Source organism: Dysgonomonas sp. HDW5A (genome assembly GCF_011299555.1).
Classification (GTDB): domain Bacteria; phylum Bacteroidota; class Bacteroidia; order Bacteroidales; family Dysgonomonadaceae; genus Dysgonomonas_A.
Genome location: NZ_CP049857.1, coordinates 597467 through 619648, shown reverse-complemented (window position 1 = coordinate 619648; position 22182 = coordinate 597467). Strand labels below are relative to the sequence as shown.

Genomic DNA, 22182 nt, shown 5'->3' with positions numbered 1-22182 from the left:
ATTATCTGTTTTCTTTCTGCAATGTATTTCGTATAATTTTACCCCATTCTTTCAGATCGTTTTCAGTCCATCCATAAGCGGGCGATTTTTTTGATTTTATCATAGAGCATGTTTCGTTTTTATCGGCAATAGACCATGCTGCCCAGCTGATTTGGTTCCGGCTCATCCATTCCTTCCATGTATTCCATTCCTCAAGATTGATAGCGCCGTCACCATCTGCATTCATTCCGGCACATTCCGAAACGAAAATGGGTAAGTTCTTACTAAGAGCATAATCGGCTCTGTCTCTTAACTCTTGTTTATGAGTACCTGCATAAAAGTGAAGGGTATACATAATATTATCATAACCACTGATCGGATTATCGGCTGCCAGATGTATATCCTGATCCCAATGAGGTGTTCCTACCAATATTACGTTATCTTTATCTATTGACCGGATTGTTTTGATTATCTCCTCGGAATATGCTTTGACCTCTTCCCATGAGTCATCGATAGGTTCATTATAAATTTCGTAGATGATATTCGGGTAATCTTTGTATTTCTCGGCAGCCAGAGTGAAAAATGCTTTAGCTTCTTCTAAGCGAATATGATGACTGTGCCAATCGATAATTACATACATATTGTTCTCGATAGCTGCATCTACTACATTGGTTAAACATGCAATCGAAAAGTCGGGATTGTCTATATATCCTTTCTTGGGGTCTACGCCTATTGCTGCTCTGATAAGGTTACAGTTCCAGTCTTTTTTCAGCCATGCAACCGTACTTTTATTATAAAATCGTGGCCACCAATTGTGCCATCCAAGACTGACTCCCCGAAGAACGATAGGTTCTCCCGCCTCATTAACCAAAGATATCCCCTGTACCGACAGCTTGCCGTTTACAGCCACAAAATCGCTCTTATCTCCCTCTATAGGGTTATTTGAAAAGCAACCAGCAGGAAATACCGATAGTAATGTAAATACCAATCCTAAAAGGTATATAGAAATCTTTTTCATACACGGAGAATTTGTTTTAGTAGTCCGCTTAAACTTCAGCGGACTACTAAATTATACATGAATCCTTATTTTAGTGAAGGCATCTGATCTCTGGTTATCACTTTATCAGATGCAAAAGCATCAGTCCAAAATGCTTTAGTTGCATGAGAGTGTTCCGATTCGTCAGTTGCATTATAATCGTACCAAGGCATATACCACGACCATTTAGCATTGGCACTCCACTGTTGGGATATATTCGCAACGTTTCCACATTCGCTGAGAGTAACCATTTTGCCCGGATATGTTTTTCTGATGCTGAGGTATTCTTTATAAATGGCAGCGGCATCTTTTTTATTGTAGATATCCCGTCCGATAATATCTACATAAGCATCTCCCGGATACCAGCTATTGTCATTGGTTTCGGTAGTCCATACCCAGATAAGGTTGTTGATTCCTTTGGCTTTGAATGTATCGAACATCAATATCCAAAGTGCTTTATACGAATTGGCATCTTTAGCTCCCCACCAGAACCAGCCTCCTGCGGCTTCGTGCAATGGTCGCCATATTACAGGTATGCCTTTTGCTTGCAGAGCCAATAGGTGAGTAGCCACTTTGTCAAGATCGGCTTTTATGATTTTATTTTCATCAGTTCCATCCTGAACAGCTTTTGTAATGTCAAAAGAGGTTTCACCTTCGCCATTGTTTTTTCCTGTGTAATAGAAACCAAAGTTTGAAGTGCCCTCAATAGGTACATTCCAATGCCACATAATTGAAATCAACCCTTTGTTGTTCCACCAATTTTCGGCTACCGTAGTATTGCTGTAATCGATCCAATTGGTTGGCGAAGCGTATAAATGTACAAAGTCGAAAGTATTGATAGCCGGATATTTCCCTGTCCACCTGTAAACCCTGTCTGCTTCATCGGTATTCCAGTTCACTCTGGCCATAGACCCCGATATAATTTTGTTTCTGTAGTTTTCCAACAGGAAATTAAATACATTATTTGCTTGAGCCGAAGCATTGGGCATAGCCAGAGTTTTAGTTAAAGCAGGGGCTTCACCCGTATTGAATGACAAAGTGATATCTTCTTGATTAAGTAAGCCCGGAACTCCTTTGATTGCCCCTTTAGTTATGGTTAATGTATACTGAGTTTTTTCGTCTATCCCGTCTAACGTAAAGGTTAGTGTGTCGCCCGAAATAGATGAACCTGAAATGATGGCATTATTTACGCTTACCATACCCAAGTTTACTACGGTCACTTCCCTGTCGAAAATCAACCTGATAGTGTTATCCGTAAATGATACTGTTCCTCCTGTTGCCGGGATTGAAGACAATAAAACCGGAGGCTCTTTATACCTCTGTGTGCCTGTTACTTCGTCATCGTCTTTGCAGGAGAAGGACAGAAGTGCAAAAGAGATAATAAGGAATAATTTTGTTGAAAAAAGATTCTTTTTCATAGATATTGTATTTTGTTATCAGTTAAGCCTTTCTTATCGGAAAGACTTAACTGAGTTTATTTTTTACTTATTTCTTTTGATATCTGAAGTTATCAAGGCTTACGTTTGACCAATCGAAAGACGAAGAATTGATATACATACCTGTATCAGTTTTACCTCCGGCAGGAGCCGTACTGATGCCCAAAGTGGAGAACGACCATGTTACGGTAATCCATCCTCCGCCTGTAGAAGCAGTCACGCCGTCAGAAGCCATGGGGAAGAAACCAGAATCACACCACCCCCATACTCCGTTTATAGCCATTTGTATTGCGTAATTTCCGGGTACAAAGTCTTTGGTAATTTTCATATCTGCTTTTACTACATAGTCTGTAATATTGGGACAGGCAGGGAGCACAAGATTGTTATTTGCCCATAACCAAGTGCCGGATAATGCCCCTGTAGATGTTCCTTTGTAGTATGTGTTTCCGTTTTCTTTAAGAAATTGTCCAACACCACCCCAAAGTCCCCAAGTCCAGCTTACATCTTCAAAATCGGCCCATACCAATGATGGATCAACAATGGGTTCTTGCCCTGTAATATTAATAGTAGTGGCGGATTTGAACTCTTTACCCTCATAATTTACCATCTTAACCGTTTGTGCACCCATAGTTACTTTTTCGGGTACTATCAGTGTGATTGAAGTTGCACTGCGTGTAATATAGGAGGTAACTTTGGTACTGCCGAAGTAAACAGACTCTACTGTATTAAGATTAGTCCCTTTCAAAGTAATTTCTTCGCCCGGTCTGGCTTTTTCGGGCATAGAGCTAATAACCGGATTGGTCGAAGGTGTTACATTCAATGATATGGTCGATGCTACGGTTGCCTCATTTACCAAATGAAGGGTAATAGTTCCGCTTGTTGCAGTAGTGGGTACAGCTACGGTAAACGAAGTAGCACTTGTTGGTGTAACAGTTGCAGAAGCACCTCCACCAAATGATACGGAGCGAACCAAATCGAGGTTAGTACCTTTTATGGTAATATTCTCACCTGCTGTAAGATTTGTAGGCGTGATACCTGTAATTGCCGATTTCACGGTGGTATAAGCCTTTTCTACCGTTTTGGTCGATGCTGTATGGAAGATTAAGTTACCATCAGCGGCTGCCAGAGGAACATCGACTGTTATTTCTGTCTCGCTTTTCGTTTTAAGAGCAACAGCATCTTCAACATTCGGGAATGTTATGTTTGTAACTAAATCGAGATTAGTACCCTGTATGGTCATAGTTGTACCTCCTTTAACGGGAGAAGGAGATAGTTTTGAAACAGTGGGCAGAGTCATGGTTATTGTACCCGCTTCTACTTCTAAACCCGAATAAGATACAAGGGTAACTTTACCATCCTGAGCATCCAGAGGAACGGTTACTTTTAATTCGGTCACTTCTGCGTATGGGTTTTCTCTTGCAGGAATTGCAACTTCGAGATTGCTTGCGAATTTAACTTTCTCTATCAACTGAAGGTGGTCTCCTTTGATTGTAAGCTCCTTACCGGCTTTAACTGTGGCAGGAGATATAGAAGTTACCTTAGCTGCGGCGACAGTAAGATCTTTATCCGTGTAGACAAGTATTGGCATTTCAGCTCCGTTCGAAAGAGCTATTTTTCCGCTTTGTGCTCCCAGTGGAACAATTACACTGAGCGTATCGCGTCCATATTTGCCGTCTTCCGTGCGGTTCAGAGAAACAACGGTGTTGTCGGTAAATACTACTTCCCTGATGAGGTTCATGTAATCACCCGTAAATGTAATTCTGTCACCGGCAATAACCGATGTTACATCTTCGGTTCCTGTTTTATGAAACTTAGTGATAACGATAGGTTCACTAAAAGTAAGTTTTGTTTTAGTGGTAATATCTCCGTCCGAAGACTTTAGTACAACAAAACCTGTAACTGCATTCTGAGGAACGGTTATTTTAATTTCATCATTCGAAATTCTCGTTATTTCGGTAATCGAAATATTATCGGGAAGTACTACTTCTGTTACCTTATTGAGGTTTTTACCCAGAAATCGAAGTTCTCCACCTCGTAAAGCCGGGCTGGGTCCAAAAGCTTCAAGGTATGGCGAGCTGCCATCATCATCTTTGCTACAAGCCGAAAAGCCGTAACCCATAGTTATAAGCACAAGTACAAATGTGCAGTATATTAATATATTCTTTTTCATTGTATCCAATCCTTATTTATATTTTACTATTCGCATATTGTCTATCCATAACTTTACATTGCTTGCTCCATCGGCAGCTCCGAAAAACATAGCATGTAAATCGACTAGTTCATTTAAGCTCGAAATGGCACGTTTATCATCCGATTCGTCTTTGTTATACTTGAAATCGGTTAACGGAATAGTTACGGTTATCCATCCATCAGTTACAAAATTTGATTTTACGCCACTATTCAGATAAGGTTTCCAGTGAGCTTGCGGATCAGCTCCGTCAACATCGTGCGTATCTTGATTTTTAGAGAACCACAATAGAAGAGGTGTATCATGCCATTCATGTACATTAGCCTCGAATCGAAGAGCGAGATTATCTATATCACCTTCCGAAACTATGGGTTTACGAATTGGGTTGTTAAAATAAAATTGTAGAGGATTACCAGGCCAAGCCCACGCTCCGGTTGTTCCTTCCAGAACCATATATTTTCCTGTGGGGCCACCTTGACTGGCAAAAGCACTTAATCCCCATGTGTTCCATGATGTTTCTTCAAAATCAACAAAGATTACCGTTGTCGGCGTTTGAACATTATTATCGCGGAAACTGAATTTGGATCGTGTAGAGCCGTAGATGGATTCAACGGTTATGGGACCCGCTTTAGAGCCATTGGGAACTTTAACCTGAATTTGGGTTTTGGTAAAGTTAACTATTTCGGCAGCCATGTTTCCATTGAAAAAAACTTTGGGCTCTAAAAAGAAGTCTCCGTTTATAACCGCAATATCGCCATCAGCCACATATTCGCACTTAAGAGAATTGAGTACAGGTGTGGGAACATCTACCGCAAAATCGAACAGCGATTCTATACCGGTTCTTGTAACGAGTCGTATCTTATTGGTAACTTCTGTCGGAATATCATTCGGAATAGTTACCAAGATAGCATTGTTCGTTACAAATACAGGGTTTACTCTTGCCTGTTGATCGTTAAACCAAACTTCTCTTACATTCGAAAAGTTGTCACCTATCAAGGCTATTGTATTGCCCAGATAAGCACTTGTAATAATCGAATCAGATTGAGCTGCACTTGTTGTGCGTACATATCTGATTATGGGCGTTGCGCCGTTATCGTCATCGTTGTCACAAGCTGTAAATATGCCTGCTATAAAAGTAAGCATCACAGCCAGTAATGATATATTTTTTATATATGTTTTCATGGTCTTAATCAATCGTTAAAAGTGTAATCAACTGCATCTTCTTTAAAGCGAGGATTGCCTGTAAGTGCTTCTGCCGGAATAGGTAAGTACATCTGAGAATCGTATACTCTTACAAATCCTGCTGCGGGTTCAAACTCCTCGTAATTGCTATTGTTATTTTTATCTTCAGCCGAAGAGTAGCCGTCTTTCAGAACATATATTAACTCGCGTTTTTGGCTGTTCAGCAGGGCAAGTGCTGCACTTGGGTTACGATAATAATACCGTTTGATATCCAACCAGCGAAGTGCTTCGAAAGCAAATTCTAAACGGCGTTCTTTAAGAATACTTTCGAACGTTAGCGATGTTGCTTCGGTAAGACCTGCACGGTCGCTATGTACGGCATTGAAATACTCTAGAGCTTTAGCATCACTTGTGGATGCACTAGCACCTAATACTGCTTCTCCGTACATCAGATAAACGTCAGCTAAACGAATGATGTGAATATTATTTGCAGCATCCTGATTTAAACCTACTTTATTATCGGTATCGGATGCTTTACCTATTACATATTTTTTGATATGTGCCAGAATCTCATTCGGATTTTCGTTATCAGCTTCCACAAAATTGTTGTATGTATAACCTCCATTGACTTTGTTAAGCATCGGATATTTATCATTTTGTTTCATATATGTCCATCTGCGACGAACATCTTTTTGCTGATCGAAAGCTTTTTGAAGGTCAAGAGTTGGTCCTTTTCCTGCTCCCCAGGTTTGGTCGGCTATGACGGAGCTTCTTGAAAAGTTTGCGTTACGCGAATTACCGCCTCCGTATGTTCCGGTTTGGCATTGTATTGCAAATAATGATTCACTTGCGTTGTTACCTTCTACTGTAAATAAGTTTTGGTAATCAGCATCAAGGGTTCGTCCACTCTTTTCGATAATCTCGGTACATAATTCTTTGGCCTTGGTGAAATGAGTAGTGGCATCACCATATACTGCCGAATTGCCTACTGCCGAAGCTGCATAAGTCAGATGTACTTTAGCCAGCATTGCTTTGGCTGCCCATTTAGTAGCACGACCCAGTTGAGCATCTTTGTCGGGAAGGGTATTTGCCGCATATTCAAGATCACGAATCATAAATTCGTAACAGCTTTTGCGTGTATTCTTGGGTACGAAAAGATCACCCGATACTATTTTTTCTGTCGAATTCTCTATAATGGGCACTTCGCCCCAATATTCGGTGAGGTAATAATAAGCAACTGCGCGCACAAAACGTCCTTCCGCTACAGCCCTGTTTATAACTTCCTGAGAAACATTAGTTGCTGCGGGAGGCATATCATTAATAACCGAGTTGGCATACGATACTACACGGAATAATCCTTTCCACCCTCTGGTAATATATGCATTACCATTGTTATAACTGAAAAAGAAGAACTGACCTTCCTGATCGTAAGTATAATAAAGATCACCTGCCATTTGATCTCCGGCAAGCCACATGAACTGACTGTGAAAATCCCACCATACACTACCGTATAAGGTGGCAGTATTGGCACGTATTTTCGATTCGCTATTGTAATAATTGTCTGTAGTCAATGAATCTTGCGGAGTGACTGTTAAGAAGTCGTTGCAAGATGCTGTAGTCAATAGGATAACAGCCAGACTTATATATTTTATAATTTTTTTCATGATCGTAATTCCCTTAAATTAAAAACCTAGATTTAGTCCGAATGTGAACATACGAGGAAGAGGATAGTGTCCCATGTCGATATTTTGCAACAAAGAGTTTTGATTGTATGCACCGATTTCAGGATCATAGCCCGAATAGCCTGTGATGGTGAAAAGATTTTGACCACTTACATAAACCCTGAGCCTGTCGATATTTAATTTGCTTACTATATTTTTAGGTAAAGTATATCCCAAAGAAATATTGGCAAGACGAAGGAAAGAACCATCTTCGATAAAACGATCCGACATACGGTTGTTTCGGTTTACATCGTTAGTTGCAGCACGTGGTACGCTTGCCGATGGATTAAGAAGATAAACATTATTAGGATCGGTAGCAGAACCAAGAGGATCACGCAAGCCGATCTGAGCACGACCTATAACGGCAGTCGATTGATTATTCCATATACTTGTTTGTCCCTCGATAAGCACACGCGAGTAGTTGAGAATATCTCCGCCTACCGATCCGTTCATTGCAATACCTAAATCGAAGCTTTTAAATGTAAAGTTATTGTTGAATCCGAATGTAAAATCAGGATTCGGGTCGCCTATTATAGTCTGGTCATTGGTATCAATAATACCATCGTCATTTAAGTCTACAAACTTCATGTCACCAACCCAAACACCTCCGGTTTTGTTTACATAATTAACTTTACTGTTTGTTGGGTCGGCCTTTTGTACCGAATGATTCAGTATGTCTTCTTTATCTTTAAAAAGACCATCTGTTTTGTAACCGTAAAATACACCTAATGGCTGACCTACTTTGGTTATTGTAGCAGTTTGGAATTCGGCGTACCAGTTTAAGCTACCATAAATAGCCTGACTGTCATCGTTAAGTTCTTTCACCTTTCCCCTGTTCAGAGAAAATATAACGTTAGACGTCCAGTTGAAATCTTTATTTTTGATATTATGTGTCGAAAGTGATATATCGATTCCTTTGTTGTCTACACGTCCAATGTTTGCATAAGGAGCTTGGATGTCATTATAATCTGATCCGCCTAAGTAGCTGGGGATTGAAATTTGGAGCAAAAGGTCTTTTGTCCTTTTAGAATACACATCTACTGTTAGGTCTACTCTTCCACCGAATAAGCCTAAGTCGATACCTGCATTATATTGAACCGATGTTTCCCATTTCAAGTTGGGATTCGAGATTTTTGTTGCACGGTATCCTGTTCCCAAAGGGGTAGACATGGCAGACATGGACGACCCGAAAAGATAGGTTCCGATATTGGAGTTACCCACCATACCATAACCCAAACGAAGTTTCAGGTTTGAGATATCTGTCAGGTTTTTCATAAAAGACTCTTCCGTAATACGCCAGGCGGCTGCTAACGAAGGGAAATTTCCCCAACGGTTATCGGGGCCGAATTTAGACGATCCGTCACGACGCATAGTCGCAGTTAAATAGTATTTATTATCATAATTGTAATTAGCACGGCCGAATACCGAAACTTGGGTTGATTCGTCTTTCCAGCCGGAGTTCGTTTCGTATGATCCGTCAATGCCAATCACATGTATATCGTCTGTCGTTAGGTTATTTTTTATTAGCTGAGTTCCTTCCCATGCTGATTTTTGGGCTTCAAATCCCGCCATCAGGTTTATATTATGCTTTGTTTTGAATGTTCTGTCCCATGTCAGGTAATTTTTTTGAATCCAGAAGATCGATTGATCTTCACGTTGCATGATACGGTTAATGTCATTCTTCAATGCCCCCCAATGAAAAGTAGGGTGAAACGCCTTATTGGTATTGTTAGAAGCATCAAATGAATATTCAGCCCTGAAAACCAATCCTTTTGTTATATCTGCCGATGCATAAAAATTACCCATCGTACGATTGCGAAGCAGTTTATTATTACGTTGCATAGCTATTGCAACAGGATTCCATGATACACCTTCGACCGATTCGGGACCTGCATAATTACCATCCATATCTCTTACAGGTACATTGGGGCCCATCATAAGGGCAGACATAATAACACCGTCACCCCCATCATTAAGAGTAATGGTTTCATTGGTGCGCGAATAAGCAAGAGAACCACCCAGTCTGAGCCATTTACGAGCCTGAGCATCGAAATTGAAACGGGAGTTGAAACGTTCGAAACCCGATCCTATAACAATACCGTCTTGGCTATACCATCCACCCGAAGCCGAGAACTGAATCTTATCGGATCCTCCGTTTGCCGAAACATTATGGCTCTGTGCCCATGCACTGCGAAATACAGCATCCTGCCAGTCTTGTCCCTTACCTAATAGTGAAGGGTCTTTAAAGTAGTCCGAAAGAGTATTTCCCAGATCTGCTGATAATTGTTGTTGGTAAACAGCATATTGACGAAGATCCATCATGTCGAGTTTTTTAGGGATGTTCGATACTGATGCAAAACCATCATAGCTTATTTTTACTTCGCCGGCTTTACCGCGGCGTGTAGTAACTATTACAACCCCGTTAGCTCCTGCCGATCCGTAGATAGCCGAAGCCGAAGCGTCTTTTAATACATCGATGCTAACAATATCACTTGGAGCAATTGCTGCAAGCGGGTTTACTTTGTTTTGTCCGTTTGATCCTCCTGCCCAGTCGAAACCGGCAATTTCAGCTCCTGATCCTTGCATGGGGATTCCGTCAATAACATAAAGAGGTTCGTTGTCTGAGGTAATAGAACTTGCACCGCGAATCCGTATCGATGTGGCAGCTCCGGGAGTTCCCGAGTTGGATGTCACCTGTACACCGGCAAGTCTTCCCTGTAGAGCCTGATCGAGATTAGCGACAGGCATTTCTCTTAGTTTATCACCATCTAAAGAAGAAACAGAACCTGTGAGGTCTTTCTTTTTCATGGTTCCATATCCAACAACAACAATTTCACTTAATGCTACATTATCATCTTTTAATGCTACATTGATACTTTTGTTTGATTCTACTTTCACACTTTGGCTTAGCATGCCCAGAAAAGAGAATGTGAGAACGTCACCTTTTTTAGCTTTTATACTATAGCTTCCATCCAAATCAGTAATTGTAGATGATTGAGACTGATTTTTGACAGTTACTCCGACTAATGGCGAACTATCGTTTGCGTCCGTCACTTTTCCTGTGATCAGGAAATCCTGAGCATGCACAAGGGCGGGCATGACACAGAATAGGAACAAAAAATAAAGGATTTTCTTCATGGTTTACCTATGATTTACAATAAAGGTTAAATAATATATACAAAACATCGTAAAAGTATTTATAAGTAGACTACATAACAAATGCTTTATTATCTAATAGTGATACTTTTTTATCCATATTGTTTCTTTGTTATTATTCCCATTTCAGATGTATTGCTTTGTGTATAGTGTTTTGTATGTGTTTTTTTCTTTTGGTATTCATTAATATTAGTATATTAATGATACTTTATTGATGTGTATGTTGATTAAAAAGTACCACTTGACTTATTGGTGATAATTTATTGATTTTTATAAGTTATTTTATATCTGTTTCTTAGCTGGTTTTGTAAATATTTTATATTACCAATTATCGGAAGTATTAAGTTCGAAGAACTATTTATTGCTTGAGCAAGCAAAACAGCGATAGGTTGTTATGACTTTAAAGTATATCATTAAATATTTTTTCACTTATAGTAATTGGTTTTGTTATAGTTGTATACATAATAAATAGTTCTTCAAACGGAAAAAAATGTATTTTTACATCCAAATCAATTACTCTTTATATAGTGAAAAAAATACTATTGATAGATGATGAAGAAAAGCTTCGTAAACTGATGGCTCGAATCATAGAGCTGGAAAAGTTTCAGGTCTTTCAGGCAGAAGATGCTGCGACTGCTCTAAAGAAAATAGAGCAGCAAGATTTCGATGCAATAATTTGTGATGTGAAGTTACCCGATGCCAATGGGGTAGAACTTATTCAGCAAATAAAAAAGATACAACCGCTGACTGAAGTAATTCTTCTGACGGCATATGGTAATATTCCCGATGGAGTACAAGCCATAAAAAACGGAGCATTCGATTATATAACCAAGGGTGATGATAATAATCGTATTATCCCCCTTTTGTATAGGGCTTTAGAGAAAACCGAATTGTCAAAACGGGTCACTCAGCTTGAACAAAAAGTAGAGCAGAAATATTCGTTCGACAATATTATAGGTACATCAAGAATTATACAAGCTGCCATTGATATGAGCCGCAAAGTAGCAGCTACTGATACTACCGTTCTTTTGACAGGTGAAACGGGTACAGGTAAAGAGGTCTTTGCTCAAGCCATTCATTATGGAGGGAATCGTAAAAATAAATCATTCGTTGCTATCAATTGCTCGGCTTTCAGCAAAGATTTATTGGAAAGCGAATTATTCGGACATAAAGCAGGTGCATTTACAGGAGCACTAAAAGATAAGAAAGGATTGTTTGAAGAAGCCAATTTCGGAACTATCTTTTTAGATGAAATCGGTGAAATGCCTATGGATTTGCAAGCTAAAATATTGAGAGTTCTCGAAACAAAGGAGTTTATTAAAATAGGAGAAACTAAGCCGACTAAGGTTGATGTCAGGATAATAGCTGCAACGAACAGAGAGCTGGATAAGGAGATTGAAAACGGGCAATTCCGAAGCGATTTGTATTATCGTCTGTCAGTTTTCCAGATAGCACTTCCTTCGCTGAGAAATAGGGTTGAGGATATTAAGCTGTTTGCAAATGACTTTGCTCAGGTTTTTGCTGCAAAGATGAATAAGCGGATAAAACTTCTTTCTCCCGAATATATTAAAACACTCGAACAAAATACATGGAAAGGTAATATTCGCGAACTGAGAAATATTATAGAACGTAGTGTCATTCTTGCCGATGAGGATATATTGACTATTGACTGTTTACCTTTCGAATTGCAACAATCGAATATCTCTGATAGTGCAACTTCGTCTTTATCTATGACTAGTATCGAGAAGTCTCATATCCAGAAAGTATTGAATTATACGAAAGGGAATAAAGCCGAAGCTGCCCGATTATTAGAAATAAGTATTGCTACATTATATCGAAAAGTAGAGGAATATAAATTATAGCTACAATAATATAATTCTCGTTTTGAGAAGGAGCCTATCAAAATGATAGGCTTTTTTTATGCCTTCATTTTTCGTAACATTCATAACAATCAATTATTCAATAGCTTGATGGTATACCAATTTTGTTGGCACAAGATTGGCATATATACTAACATCGTAGTAAATATAAGTCTAATTAAAAAAGAAAGAAAATGCAGGTTGGAGTTTTAGTAGTGTTGGCAATAGTATGTTTTGCCCTCTTTTACAGATCAATTGAATGGTTCAATAAAGTTTAAAGTTATGTTATACTTATTCGTTATCGCAATTGTAGTTTTAGGTTATATGGTGTATGTATTATTACATCCTGAGAAATTTTAAGAAATGAAAATAGTTGGTGATATGAAAACTGAAAAATCAAAGCGCCTTATCTCTCACTTACGCTGCTTAGTTGAAAGGAGGCAAAGAATTAAGTCAACGCACTTACTAATATTCTTCTTTTCTATCGCTCTTCTTTTTGGAATATTACTCAGACTAATAATTCCGAACAACTAAAATAGGAGATTTTCAATATTTAGTCATAGAAAATACTCAAGCAATAAATAGTTCTGCGAACTTAATTTAATAAAAAATGAACACTGAAATACTTGGTATAATAACAACATTCTTAATCGCAGTGGCTTTGGCTATTCCGCTCGGGAAATATATTTCAAAAGTCTATGAAGGAAGTAAAACGTGGCTTGACCCAATTTTCGACCCGATAGACCGAATACTTTTCAAGATAGGAGGAATAAACCCTCTGAAAGAAATGACTTGGAAAGAACACTTATCAGCATTGTTGACAATTAATTTAGTTTGGTTTCTGATTAGCATGGGTTTATTAATGACTCAGCAATGGTTACCATTAAATCCGGATGGAAATCCGAACATGTCGGCAGACTTGGCTTTCAATACATCCATTTCGTTTTTGGTAAATTGTAATCTACAGCACTACTCGGGTGAAACAGGAGTCAGCTATTTAAGCCAGATATGGCTTATGTTTTTGCAGTTTGTAAGTGCAGGAACCGGAATGGCTGCTGCGGTTGTATTATTTAAAGCATTCAGAGAAAAAAGTACCGATCAGTTAGGTAATTTCTATAATTTCTTGGTGAAATCGTGTGTTAGAATACTGTTGCCTGTATCTCTTGTATTGGCATTGGTATTAGTCTTTAACGGTACTCCCATGACTTTCGAGGGAAAGGATACCATGACGACATTGCAGGATGGAAGCACTGTTGAGGTTTCACGAGGACCCGCTGCCGCTTTTATTGCCATTAAGCATGTCGGAACCAATGGAGGGGGATTCTTTGCAACAAATTCGGCACATCCGCTTGAGAATCCCAATTATCTGACTTTTATGATGCAGATGATCGGGCAGTTGATAATTCCATTATCTATGATCTTTGCATTTGGATATTTTATCAAGCGTAAAAAACTATCGTGGATGATTTTCGGAGTTATGACTATCGGCTTTCTCCTGTTAGTAACACCTAATATTCTTTTAGAACAGAATGGAAATCCAGCTATAACATCCATGGGCATAGATAATTCGTTGGGAGCAATGGAAGGTAAGGAAGTTCGTTTCGGTGCAGCTTCCTCAGGATTCTGGAGTATTGTAACTACGGTTATATCCACAGGATCGGTCAATGCGATGCACGACAGTACCATGCCTTTATCGGGAATGAATCAACTATTGGCAATGATGATAAATGCCTTTTATGGAGGGTGCGGAGTCGGTTTGTTAAACTTCTTCATATTTATAATTCTCGCCGTATTTATCAGTGGACTGATGGTGGGGCGTACTCCCGAATTTCTGGGTAAAAAGATTGAGGCTCGCGAAATGAAGATTGCTATGATTATAGCTTTACTGCATCCTTTTCTCATTCTCACGGCAACCGCTTTAGCAACCGCATTTCCACAGTTTACAGCTTCAACATTGAATAATCCCGGCTTTCATGGATTCAGTGAAATACTTTACGAATATACATCCTCGGCAGCCAATAATGGCAGTGGATTCGAAGGTTTGGGCGATAATACACCTTGGTGGAATATCAGTACAGGTATAGTATTGTTACTGTCTCGTTTCCTTCCGATTATAGGACCTGTAGTCATTGCAGGATTATTGGCAAGCAAGAAATACATACCCGAAGGTGCGGGAACGCTAAAGACCGATACTTCGACTTTTGGACTTATGGTATTTGCTGTAATAGCCATCATTGCGGCTCTGGCTTTTTTCCCTGCTTTGACATTGGGACCTATTGCCGAACATTTTTCATTGTACTAATTATATACATACGAAATGAAATCAAATAATCCATCACTGTTTCAAAAGGCTTTATTGAAAGAAGCATTGAAACATTCATTTATAAAACTCAATCCTAAAGATCTTTTCCGCAATCCGGTCATGTTTACCGTTTGGGTCGGAACGGTTATTATGTTGTTTGTTTGCCTCAGTACCTTGTTTGGCAATACTTCGCAAGGAAGCTTGACATATAATATAGTCGTCTTTATAGTTCTTTTGCTGACTCTTCTGTTTGCCAATTTTGCTGAGGCTATTGCCGAAGCCCGAGGAAAAGCTCAGGCGGATAATCTCCGTAAAACAAGGGAAGAAACTCCTGCAAAATTATTGGATGATAGAGGAGAGTGGACCATAGTACAATCTTCATCCCTAAATAAAGGGCAAGTATTCTTTTGCGAAGCAGGAGATATAATCCCTGCCGATGGCGAAATAATAGAAGGCTTGGCAACCATCGACGAAAGTGCTATTACGGGCGAGTCCGCCCCTGTTATCCGAGAATCGGGAGGTGATAAAAGCAGCGTTACGGGAGGTACAAAAGTACTGTCCGATAAAATAAAAGTAATGGTGACTACTCAACCCGGAGAAAGCTTTCTTGATAAAATGATTGCTTTGGTAGAAGGTGCAAGCCGACAAAAAACACCCAATGAAATAGCCTTGACTATATTATTGGCAGGCTTTACACTGGTATTTATTATCGTGTGTGTAACATTAAAACCATTTGCCGATTATGCGAATACACCTATTACCATAGCAGCATTTATTTCGTTATTTGTCTGCCTGATTCCTACAACTATTGGAGGATTGCTTTCTGCTATAGGTATTGCAGGAATGGACAGAGCCTTGAGAGCTAACGTGATTACCAAAAGTGGAAAAGCGGTAGAAACAGCAGGAGATATAGATGTTCTTCTATTAGATAAAACAGGAACTATTACCATAGGGAATCGTAAAGCGACCTCTTTTTATCCAGCTGAAGGAACAGACGAAGAACAGTTTGTAAAAACGGCAGTCTTAAGTTCTATGGCTGACGAGACTCCCGAAGGACGATCTATTATCGAATTGGTAAATGTTCGTCCGTCCGATTATGATGTATCTTCTCCCCAATTCAAGTTTATCACATTCACGGCTGAAACTCGTTGCTCGGGTGTTGATGCAGGCGATATCCGCATTCGAAAAGGAGCGGCTGATTCTATAAGGACTTTAGTTGAAAGAGCAGGAAATGAATATCCCAATGATGTAGATGAACGAGTAAAGCAGATATCAAGCAACGGAGGAACACCTTTGGTTGTTTCTGTCAATGAAAAAGTAGTTGGAGTAATCGAACTGCAAGATATTATTAAACCGGGAATACAGGAGCGTTTCGAACGTCTTCGGAAAATGGGGATAAAAACCGTAATGGTTACGGGAGACAATCCATTAACCGCAAAATATATTGCCGAAAAAGCAGGGGTGGACGATTTTATTGCCGAAGCAAAGCCCGAAGATAAGATGAACTACATCAAGAAAGAGCAAGCCGAAGGTCGCTTGGTTGCCATGATGGGTGACGGTACTAATGATGCACCTGCACTAGCTCAGGCAGATGTTGGTGTTGCCATGAACAGTGGAACGGAAGCTGCCAAAGAAGCCGGAAACATGGTCGATTTGGATAATGATCCTACCAAGTTGATCGAAGTCGTAGAAATCGGAAAGCAACTATTGATGACCAGAGGTACACTTACCACTTTCAGTATTGCGAATGATGTGGCTAAATATTTTGCTATCATTCCTGCACTGTTCATAACAGCTATCCCTGCTTTGCAAGGTTTGAATGTAATGAAGTTGCATAGCCCGGAGAGTGCTATTCTGTCAGCAGTAATTTTTAATGCGATCATTATACCTATACTTATTCCTTTGGCATTGAAAGGGGTAACCTATAAACCAATCGGTGCATCAGCATTATTACGACGAAACCTATTTATATACGGCTTAGGTGGTATAATAGTACCATTTATTGGAATAAAGCTTATTGATATTTTGGTGTCCTTCTTTTTCTAAGGTTACAAATCTGGTTTTTTTAATATAAAAATAAAATGAAAAAAGATATTTTACCTGCTATTCGATTAACGATAGCTACTGTTATACTTTTCGCGGTTGTTTATCCTGTTTGCGTATGGGGTATAGCTCAACTGTCTCCCAATAATGGAAAAGGAGAGATTATAGAATATTCAGGCAATACATATTACAGTAATATTGGGCAGTCATTTACAAGTGATAAGTATTTTCAGTCACGCCCATCTGCTGTCAATTACAATGCGGCAGGATCAGGAGGAAGTAACAAAGGACCTTCGAACAGTGAATATTTGGAAACAGTAAAAGCCCGGATTGATACTTTTCTAGTGCATAATCCAAGTATTCCAAAGAATGAAATCCCGGTTGATCTTATAACAGCAAGTGCCAGTGGACTCGATCCGGATATTTCGGTACAAGCAGCCCATGTTCAAGTAAAACGAATTGCTAAAGTACGTGGATTGTCTGAATCGGAGGTACAGAAATTAGTTGATGAACAAACCGAAAAACCATTATTAGGATTATTCGGAACAGAAAAGATTAATGTACTGAAATTAAATATAGCTCTTGATACGTTGAAATAAGATGAAAACAGTAAGCTTTATAGTTACATTGTTGACTATGTTCACAATCAATGCGTTTTCGCAAGATGATGCAAAAGTAGCTTCTCCTCTTACTATCGGTGGATATGGAGATATTTATTATAGCTACGACTTCAATAAACCCTACAATCATCAGAGGCAACCATTTATGTATGCTTATAACAGGCACAACGAAGTGAATCTGAATATCGGGATGATCAAAGCATCTTACAATACACAAAATGTCAGAGCTAATCTGGGGTTAATGGCGGGTACATATAGTAATGATAACATGGCAGCCGAACCCGGAGTTTTGAAGAATATCTATGAGGCAAATATCGGAGTTAAATTATCGAAGACTAAAAATATCTGGATAGATGCAGGAGTTTTCGCATCGCATATTGGATTCGAAAGCGCTATCGGAATGGATTGCTGGACGCTAACAAGAAGTATTATGGCTGAAAATTCGCCTTACTTCGAAACTGGGGCAAAAGTAACCTATACCACCGATGATAACCGATGGATGCTAAGTGGTTTAATTTTGAATGGATGGCAACGTATTCAGCGTGTAGACGGAAATAATACGCCTGCTTTCGGGCATCAGCTTGTTTTCAAGCCGAATGCTAGAGTTACTTTAAATAGCAGTTCATTTATCGGAAATGATAAACCCGATAATGAGAGAAAAATGCGCTATTTTCACGATCTTTTCGGGCAATTTCAACTGACAGATAAATTGGATCTCACCGCCGGGTTTGATATTGGTTGGGAACAGAAAGAGAAAGGCAGTAGCAGTTATAACAGATGGTATACTTTTGCTTTGTTAGGAAGATATTCGTTATCCGATAAAATAAATGTAGCTGCCCGAGCTGAATATTATCAGGATGAAGAAGGTGTAATCATTTCAACAGAAGCTCCTGATGGGTTTGAAACATGGGGATATTCTCTTAATTTTGATTATCTCATTTCAGATGCTGCTGTTTGGAGAGTTGAGGGACGGGTTTTTGCCAGTCAAAATGAAGTGTTTCAAAAAGAAGATCGATTTACTGATACTGATGTATTTGTAACGACAGCATTAGCAGTGAGATTCTAAATTATACTTTGATGGAAGAAAGAGAAAATAATGTGCAACATTTCCTGAATCTGATAAAAAAATCGAGGCAAGGAAAATTTAAAGTCTACATAGGTATGATAGCCGGTGTAGGCAAAACTTATCGTATGCTTCAGGAAGCACACATTCTTCAGGAAAATGGCATTGATATTAAGATTGGTTATATCGAAACACATGGCAGAAAAGAAACTGCAGCTCAACTAGAAGGATTGCCGATAATTCCACGCCGAAAAATTTTCTATAAAGGAAAGGAACTTGAAGAACTGGATGTACAGACCATATTGAATCTTCATCCCGAAATTGTGATTATCGACGAATTGGCACACACCAATATCGAGGGCAGCAAAAATGAAAAACGCTGGCAGGATGTATTAGAAATTTTAGAAGCAGGAATCAATGTAATCAGTGCCGTAAATGTTCAACATATCGAAAGTCTCAATGAAGAAGTAAAGAGAATTACAGGTATTGAGGTTGCCGAACGTATTCCAGACCGCATAATCACAATGGCGGATGAGGTTGTAAATATCGACCTTACTGCCGAGGATTTGATCTCCCGTTTAAAGGATGGAAAAATATATCCCACAGATAAAATACGGTCGGCTTTAGATAATTTTTTCAAAAGTGAACATATCCTTCGATTGAGAGAATTGGCTCTCAAAGAGGTTGCCAGTCATGTGGTACGCAAAGCCGATAGTGAAGCACCCAATGCTACGCCTAGCAAGCATATGACATTTATGGCGTGTATTGGCAGTAACGGGAAGAAAGCAAACAATATAATCAGGAAAACAGCACGTCAGGCAGGCTATTACAATGGCGAGTGGTATGTGTTGTATGTTCAGCGACCGCAGGAGAGCCTCGATAAAATAGCGCTGGATAGTCAGCGAAAGTTGATTAATAGTTTTAAATTAGCTGTCGAATTGGGCGGTCAGGTTATACAGGTAAAGCATAAGAGTATACCTAAAGCAATTGTGGAACAGGCTATAAAGATGAATGTATCGACCGTATGTATCGGAATGCCTCATTTGCATTGGTTTCGGATGGTATTACAAACTCGACCGATGAATGAATTACTGAAAACACTAAAAGCTGAGGGAATTGATTTAATTATCTTATCATGAAAATAAAAAAGAAATTGACATTCGGAGTCGGACTCCTTTTTTGCCTTATTATCCTTTTGGCAGGGGTTAGTATGTGGTATATTAACGAGTTGAAAAGAGACACAAATAATATATTGACAGCCAATTACAATACGATGGAATACTCTCGTAATATGCTGTTGGCTTTGGATGAGATGAAAGACAATCCGAAAGCGGTTTCGAAGTTCGGTAGTAATTTGGAAAAGCAATTACACAACATGACCGAAAGGAATGAAGATAATGTGACTTTAGATATTGCCGAGAATTTTGAGAAGCTTAAAGTCGATATGACTAATGATACAATACAGGGATATATCCGCACAGATATTGCCAAGTTGATGGAGCTGAATATGGGAGCTATCGAGCAGAAAAGCGAAATCGCCAATAATACAGCCGAGGCAGCTATCGTTTGGATTGTTGTAACAGGTGCTTTATGCTTTCTTATAGCCTTCGGATTATTAATAAAGTTACCCAACAATATCGCAAAACCAATACGTGAACTAACCGAAAGCATCAGGCAGATTGCCAATCAGAACTATAGTCAGCGAGTACACTTCGAAGGTCATAACGAATACGGAGATTTAGCTAAATCGTTTAATACGATGGCTGAGAAACTCGAAGAATATTCGAGCAGCCGATTAGAGAAAATCCTCAAAGAAAAGAAGCGGGTAGAAACTCTGATAAATAATATGCACGATCCGGTGATAGGGCTTGACGAAAATAAAATAATCCTGTTTGTAAACGATGAGGCTCTAAAGATTACAGGCTTAACCAGAGCCGAGATTATCAATAAATCGGTAGTGGATATTGCTGTTAGTAACGATTTGATACGTACGCTTATTGTAGACATTATAAAGCCGTTGAAAGAAACGGATAAAAAAACACCGTTGAAAATTTATACAGATAACAAAGAATCATATTTCGAAAAAGAGATAATTAATATAGAAGTTACGCCAACAGGGGAGGAGAGGAGCGAATTGATTGGCTACGTAATACTGCTGAAAAATATCACACCTTTCAAAGAACTGGATTCTGCTAAAACCAATTTTATAGCTACCATATCTCATGAGTTGAAAACTCCTATCTCGTCTATAAAAATGAGTACACAATTATTGGAACACCTCGAAACAGGCAAGCTGAATGACGAGCAAAAGCAATTGGTCGAAAGTATAAAAGATGATAGTTCACGACTCCTTAAGATAACAGGCGAATTGCTGAATATGTCTCAGGTCGAAACGGGAAACATTCAATTGAATATACAAGCTACCGATCCACGTATCATTTTACAGTATGCGATTGATACAACTAAAATTCAAGCAGATCAAAAACATGTTGTACTTCAATCGGATATTGAAGAGGATATACCTTTTGTTCATGCCGATGCCGAGAAAACAGCATGGGTGATGACTAATTTTCTAACGAATGCAATTCGATATTCAATAGAAAAAAGCGAGGTGATTATTTCACTGAAAAAGCATCCGGAAGGAGTTTTGTTTTCGGTAAGAGATACGGGAAAAGGTATTGATGGTCGGTACAAGAAGAAGATATTCGAACGATATTTTCAAGTTCCCGGAAGTTCTAAATCTGGAACAGGATTAGGACTGGCAATCAGTAAAGAGTTTATCGAAACACAAGGAGGTTCTATTGATGTCGAAACGGCTCAGGGTATGGGTAGTACATTTTTCTTTGTTTTGCCAAGTGTTATAGAAAAATAAGATATTAATTAAATTCTGTGATTGTGTTCATAAATAGAAACAGTATTTAATGAACTCTTAGCTCTACTTGAAAATAGAGTTCAGATATAAATCCCAATGCTAAAAAATATTTATCCAAAAACGAGTATGGTCTTGTCATTTCTGGGGTAAACTAAAATTAAAAGGTAATTTGAAGATTGTATTTACTTTCTTTCCTTTCATCTCTCCAGGTATCCATTTGGGCATAAGCTGTGTAACTCTTATCGCTTCTTCATCACACGAAGGAGATAGCTTCTGAAGGATAGTTATATTTTCAACATCTCCTGTAGTTGATACTATAAATTGAACTAGAACTCGTCCTTCTATTTTTTGTTTTTCTGCATCAAGTGGGTATTTTAGATTATTACCTAAAAAGGCAATTAAAGCATCAATGCCATCGGGAAACTCTGGTATTTTGACTTTCAGACCTGCATCAATAGAGTCTTGATGATTCATGTTTGGTTTATTATCATTGGTTTGTGCATAAAAAGAAATGGAAAATAAAAGCAATAAAGCCAATAATAATACCCTCATAATAGTCTTAATTAAAAAAAATGAAATACTAATTAGACTTATTGATGATGTGTTCTATTTTTCGAGCTATATAGTAAAAACCATAACTTATTCCTGTAAATGCTAATCCGCATATAGAACCATATATTAAAGGATCATTATTATTGAATCTTTCTGGAACTGCGATATAAAAC

15 protein-coding genes are annotated in these 22182 nt (G+C 38.8%); 8 read left to right on the top strand and 7 right to left on the bottom strand.

The features are described from left to right. Position 1 precedes the first annotated feature (1 nt). From G7050_RS02430 to G7050_RS02405, 6 genes are all read right to left on the bottom strand, one after another. Complete coding sequence (locus G7050_RS02430) at positions 2 to 997, bottom strand: glycoside hydrolase family 5 protein (RefSeq protein ID WP_166110695.1); 996 nt, start codon at positions 995 to 997, stop codon at positions 2 to 4. 65 nt (positions 998 to 1062) lie between these two features. Then, entirely contained in the window at positions 1063 to 2433 is a 1371-nt protein-coding gene (locus G7050_RS02425; protein ID WP_166110692.1) for a glycosyl hydrolase, read from the bottom strand. A gap of 67 nt (positions 2434 to 2500) precedes the next feature. Continuing rightward, a complete protein-coding gene (locus tag G7050_RS02420) occupies positions 2501 to 4621 on the bottom strand; it encodes a glycan-binding surface protein (protein ID WP_166110689.1) in 2121 nt (706 codons plus the stop codon). Positions 4622 to 4633: 12 nt separating this feature from the next. After that, complete coding sequence (locus G7050_RS02415) at positions 4634 to 5821, bottom strand: glycan-binding surface protein (RefSeq protein WP_166110686.1); 1188 nt, start codon at positions 5819 to 5821, stop codon at positions 4634 to 4636. A gap of 8 nt (positions 5822 to 5829) precedes the next feature. Then, positions 5830 to 7485, bottom strand: coding sequence for a RagB/SusD family nutrient uptake outer membrane protein (locus G7050_RS02410; protein ID WP_166110683.1), 1656 nt, complete (start codon positions 7483 to 7485; stop codon positions 5830 to 5832). Positions 7486 to 7503: 18 nt separating this feature from the next. Next, on the bottom strand, positions 7504 to 10680 hold the full coding sequence (locus tag G7050_RS02405; protein WP_166110680.1) for a TonB-dependent receptor: 3177 nt from the start codon (positions 10678 to 10680) through the stop codon (positions 7504 to 7506). Between the two features lie 545 nt (positions 10681 to 11225). On the opposite strand from G7050_RS02405, the gene G7050_RS02400 reads away from it, so the two are divergent. The 8 genes from G7050_RS02400 to G7050_RS02365 all read left to right on the top strand — a co-directional run bounded on the left by G7050_RS02400 (position 11226) and on the right by G7050_RS02365 (position 21457). Beyond that, entirely contained in the window at positions 11226 to 12560 is a 1335-nt protein-coding gene (locus G7050_RS02400) for a sigma-54 dependent transcriptional regulator (protein WP_166110676.1), read from the top strand. A gap of 279 nt (positions 12561 to 12839) precedes the next feature. Beyond that, entirely contained in the window at positions 12840 to 12917 is a 78-nt protein-coding gene (locus G7050_RS02395) for a potassium-transporting ATPase subunit F (protein ID WP_110312183.1), read from the top strand. A gap of 250 nt (positions 12918 to 13167) precedes the next feature. Next, positions 13168 to 14859 (top strand): potassium-transporting ATPase subunit KdpA, encoded by a 1692-nt coding sequence (gene kdpA / locus G7050_RS02390; RefSeq protein ID WP_166110673.1) that lies wholly within the window; start codon positions 13168 to 13170, stop codon positions 14857 to 14859. 15 nt (positions 14860 to 14874) lie between these two features. After that, entirely contained in the window at positions 14875 to 16905 is a 2031-nt protein-coding gene (gene kdpB / locus G7050_RS02385; RefSeq protein WP_166110670.1) for a potassium-transporting ATPase subunit KdpB, read from the top strand. 35 nt (positions 16906 to 16940) lie between these two features. Continuing rightward, positions 16941 to 17501: a K(+)-transporting ATPase subunit C gene (locus G7050_RS02380; protein WP_166110667.1), complete on the top strand. Its 561-nt coding sequence runs from the start codon at positions 16941 to 16943 to the stop codon at positions 17499 to 17501. A gap of 1 nt (position 17502) precedes the next feature. Continuing rightward, positions 17503 to 18588, top strand: a complete 1086-nt coding sequence (locus G7050_RS02375; protein WP_166110663.1) for a porin — start codon at positions 17503 to 17505, stop codon at positions 18586 to 18588. Positions 18589 to 18599: 11 nt separating this feature from the next. Continuing rightward, positions 18600 to 19724: a sensor protein KdpD gene (locus G7050_RS02370; RefSeq protein WP_166110660.1), complete on the top strand. Its 1125-nt coding sequence runs from the start codon at positions 18600 to 18602 to the stop codon at positions 19722 to 19724. Beyond that, positions 19721 to 21457, top strand: coding sequence for an ATP-binding protein (locus G7050_RS02365; RefSeq protein WP_166110657.1), 1737 nt, complete (start codon positions 19721 to 19723; stop codon positions 21455 to 21457). Before G7050_RS02370 ends, G7050_RS02365 begins: the two co-directional genes overlap by 4 nt. A 135-nt stretch (positions 21458 to 21592) precedes the next feature. On the opposite strand, the gene G7050_RS02360 is transcribed toward G7050_RS02365, so the two are convergent. After that, entirely contained in the window at positions 21593 to 22009 is a 417-nt protein-coding gene (locus G7050_RS02360) for an energy transducer TonB (RefSeq protein ID WP_166110654.1), read from the bottom strand. Positions 22010 to 22182: the final 173 nt, after the last annotated feature.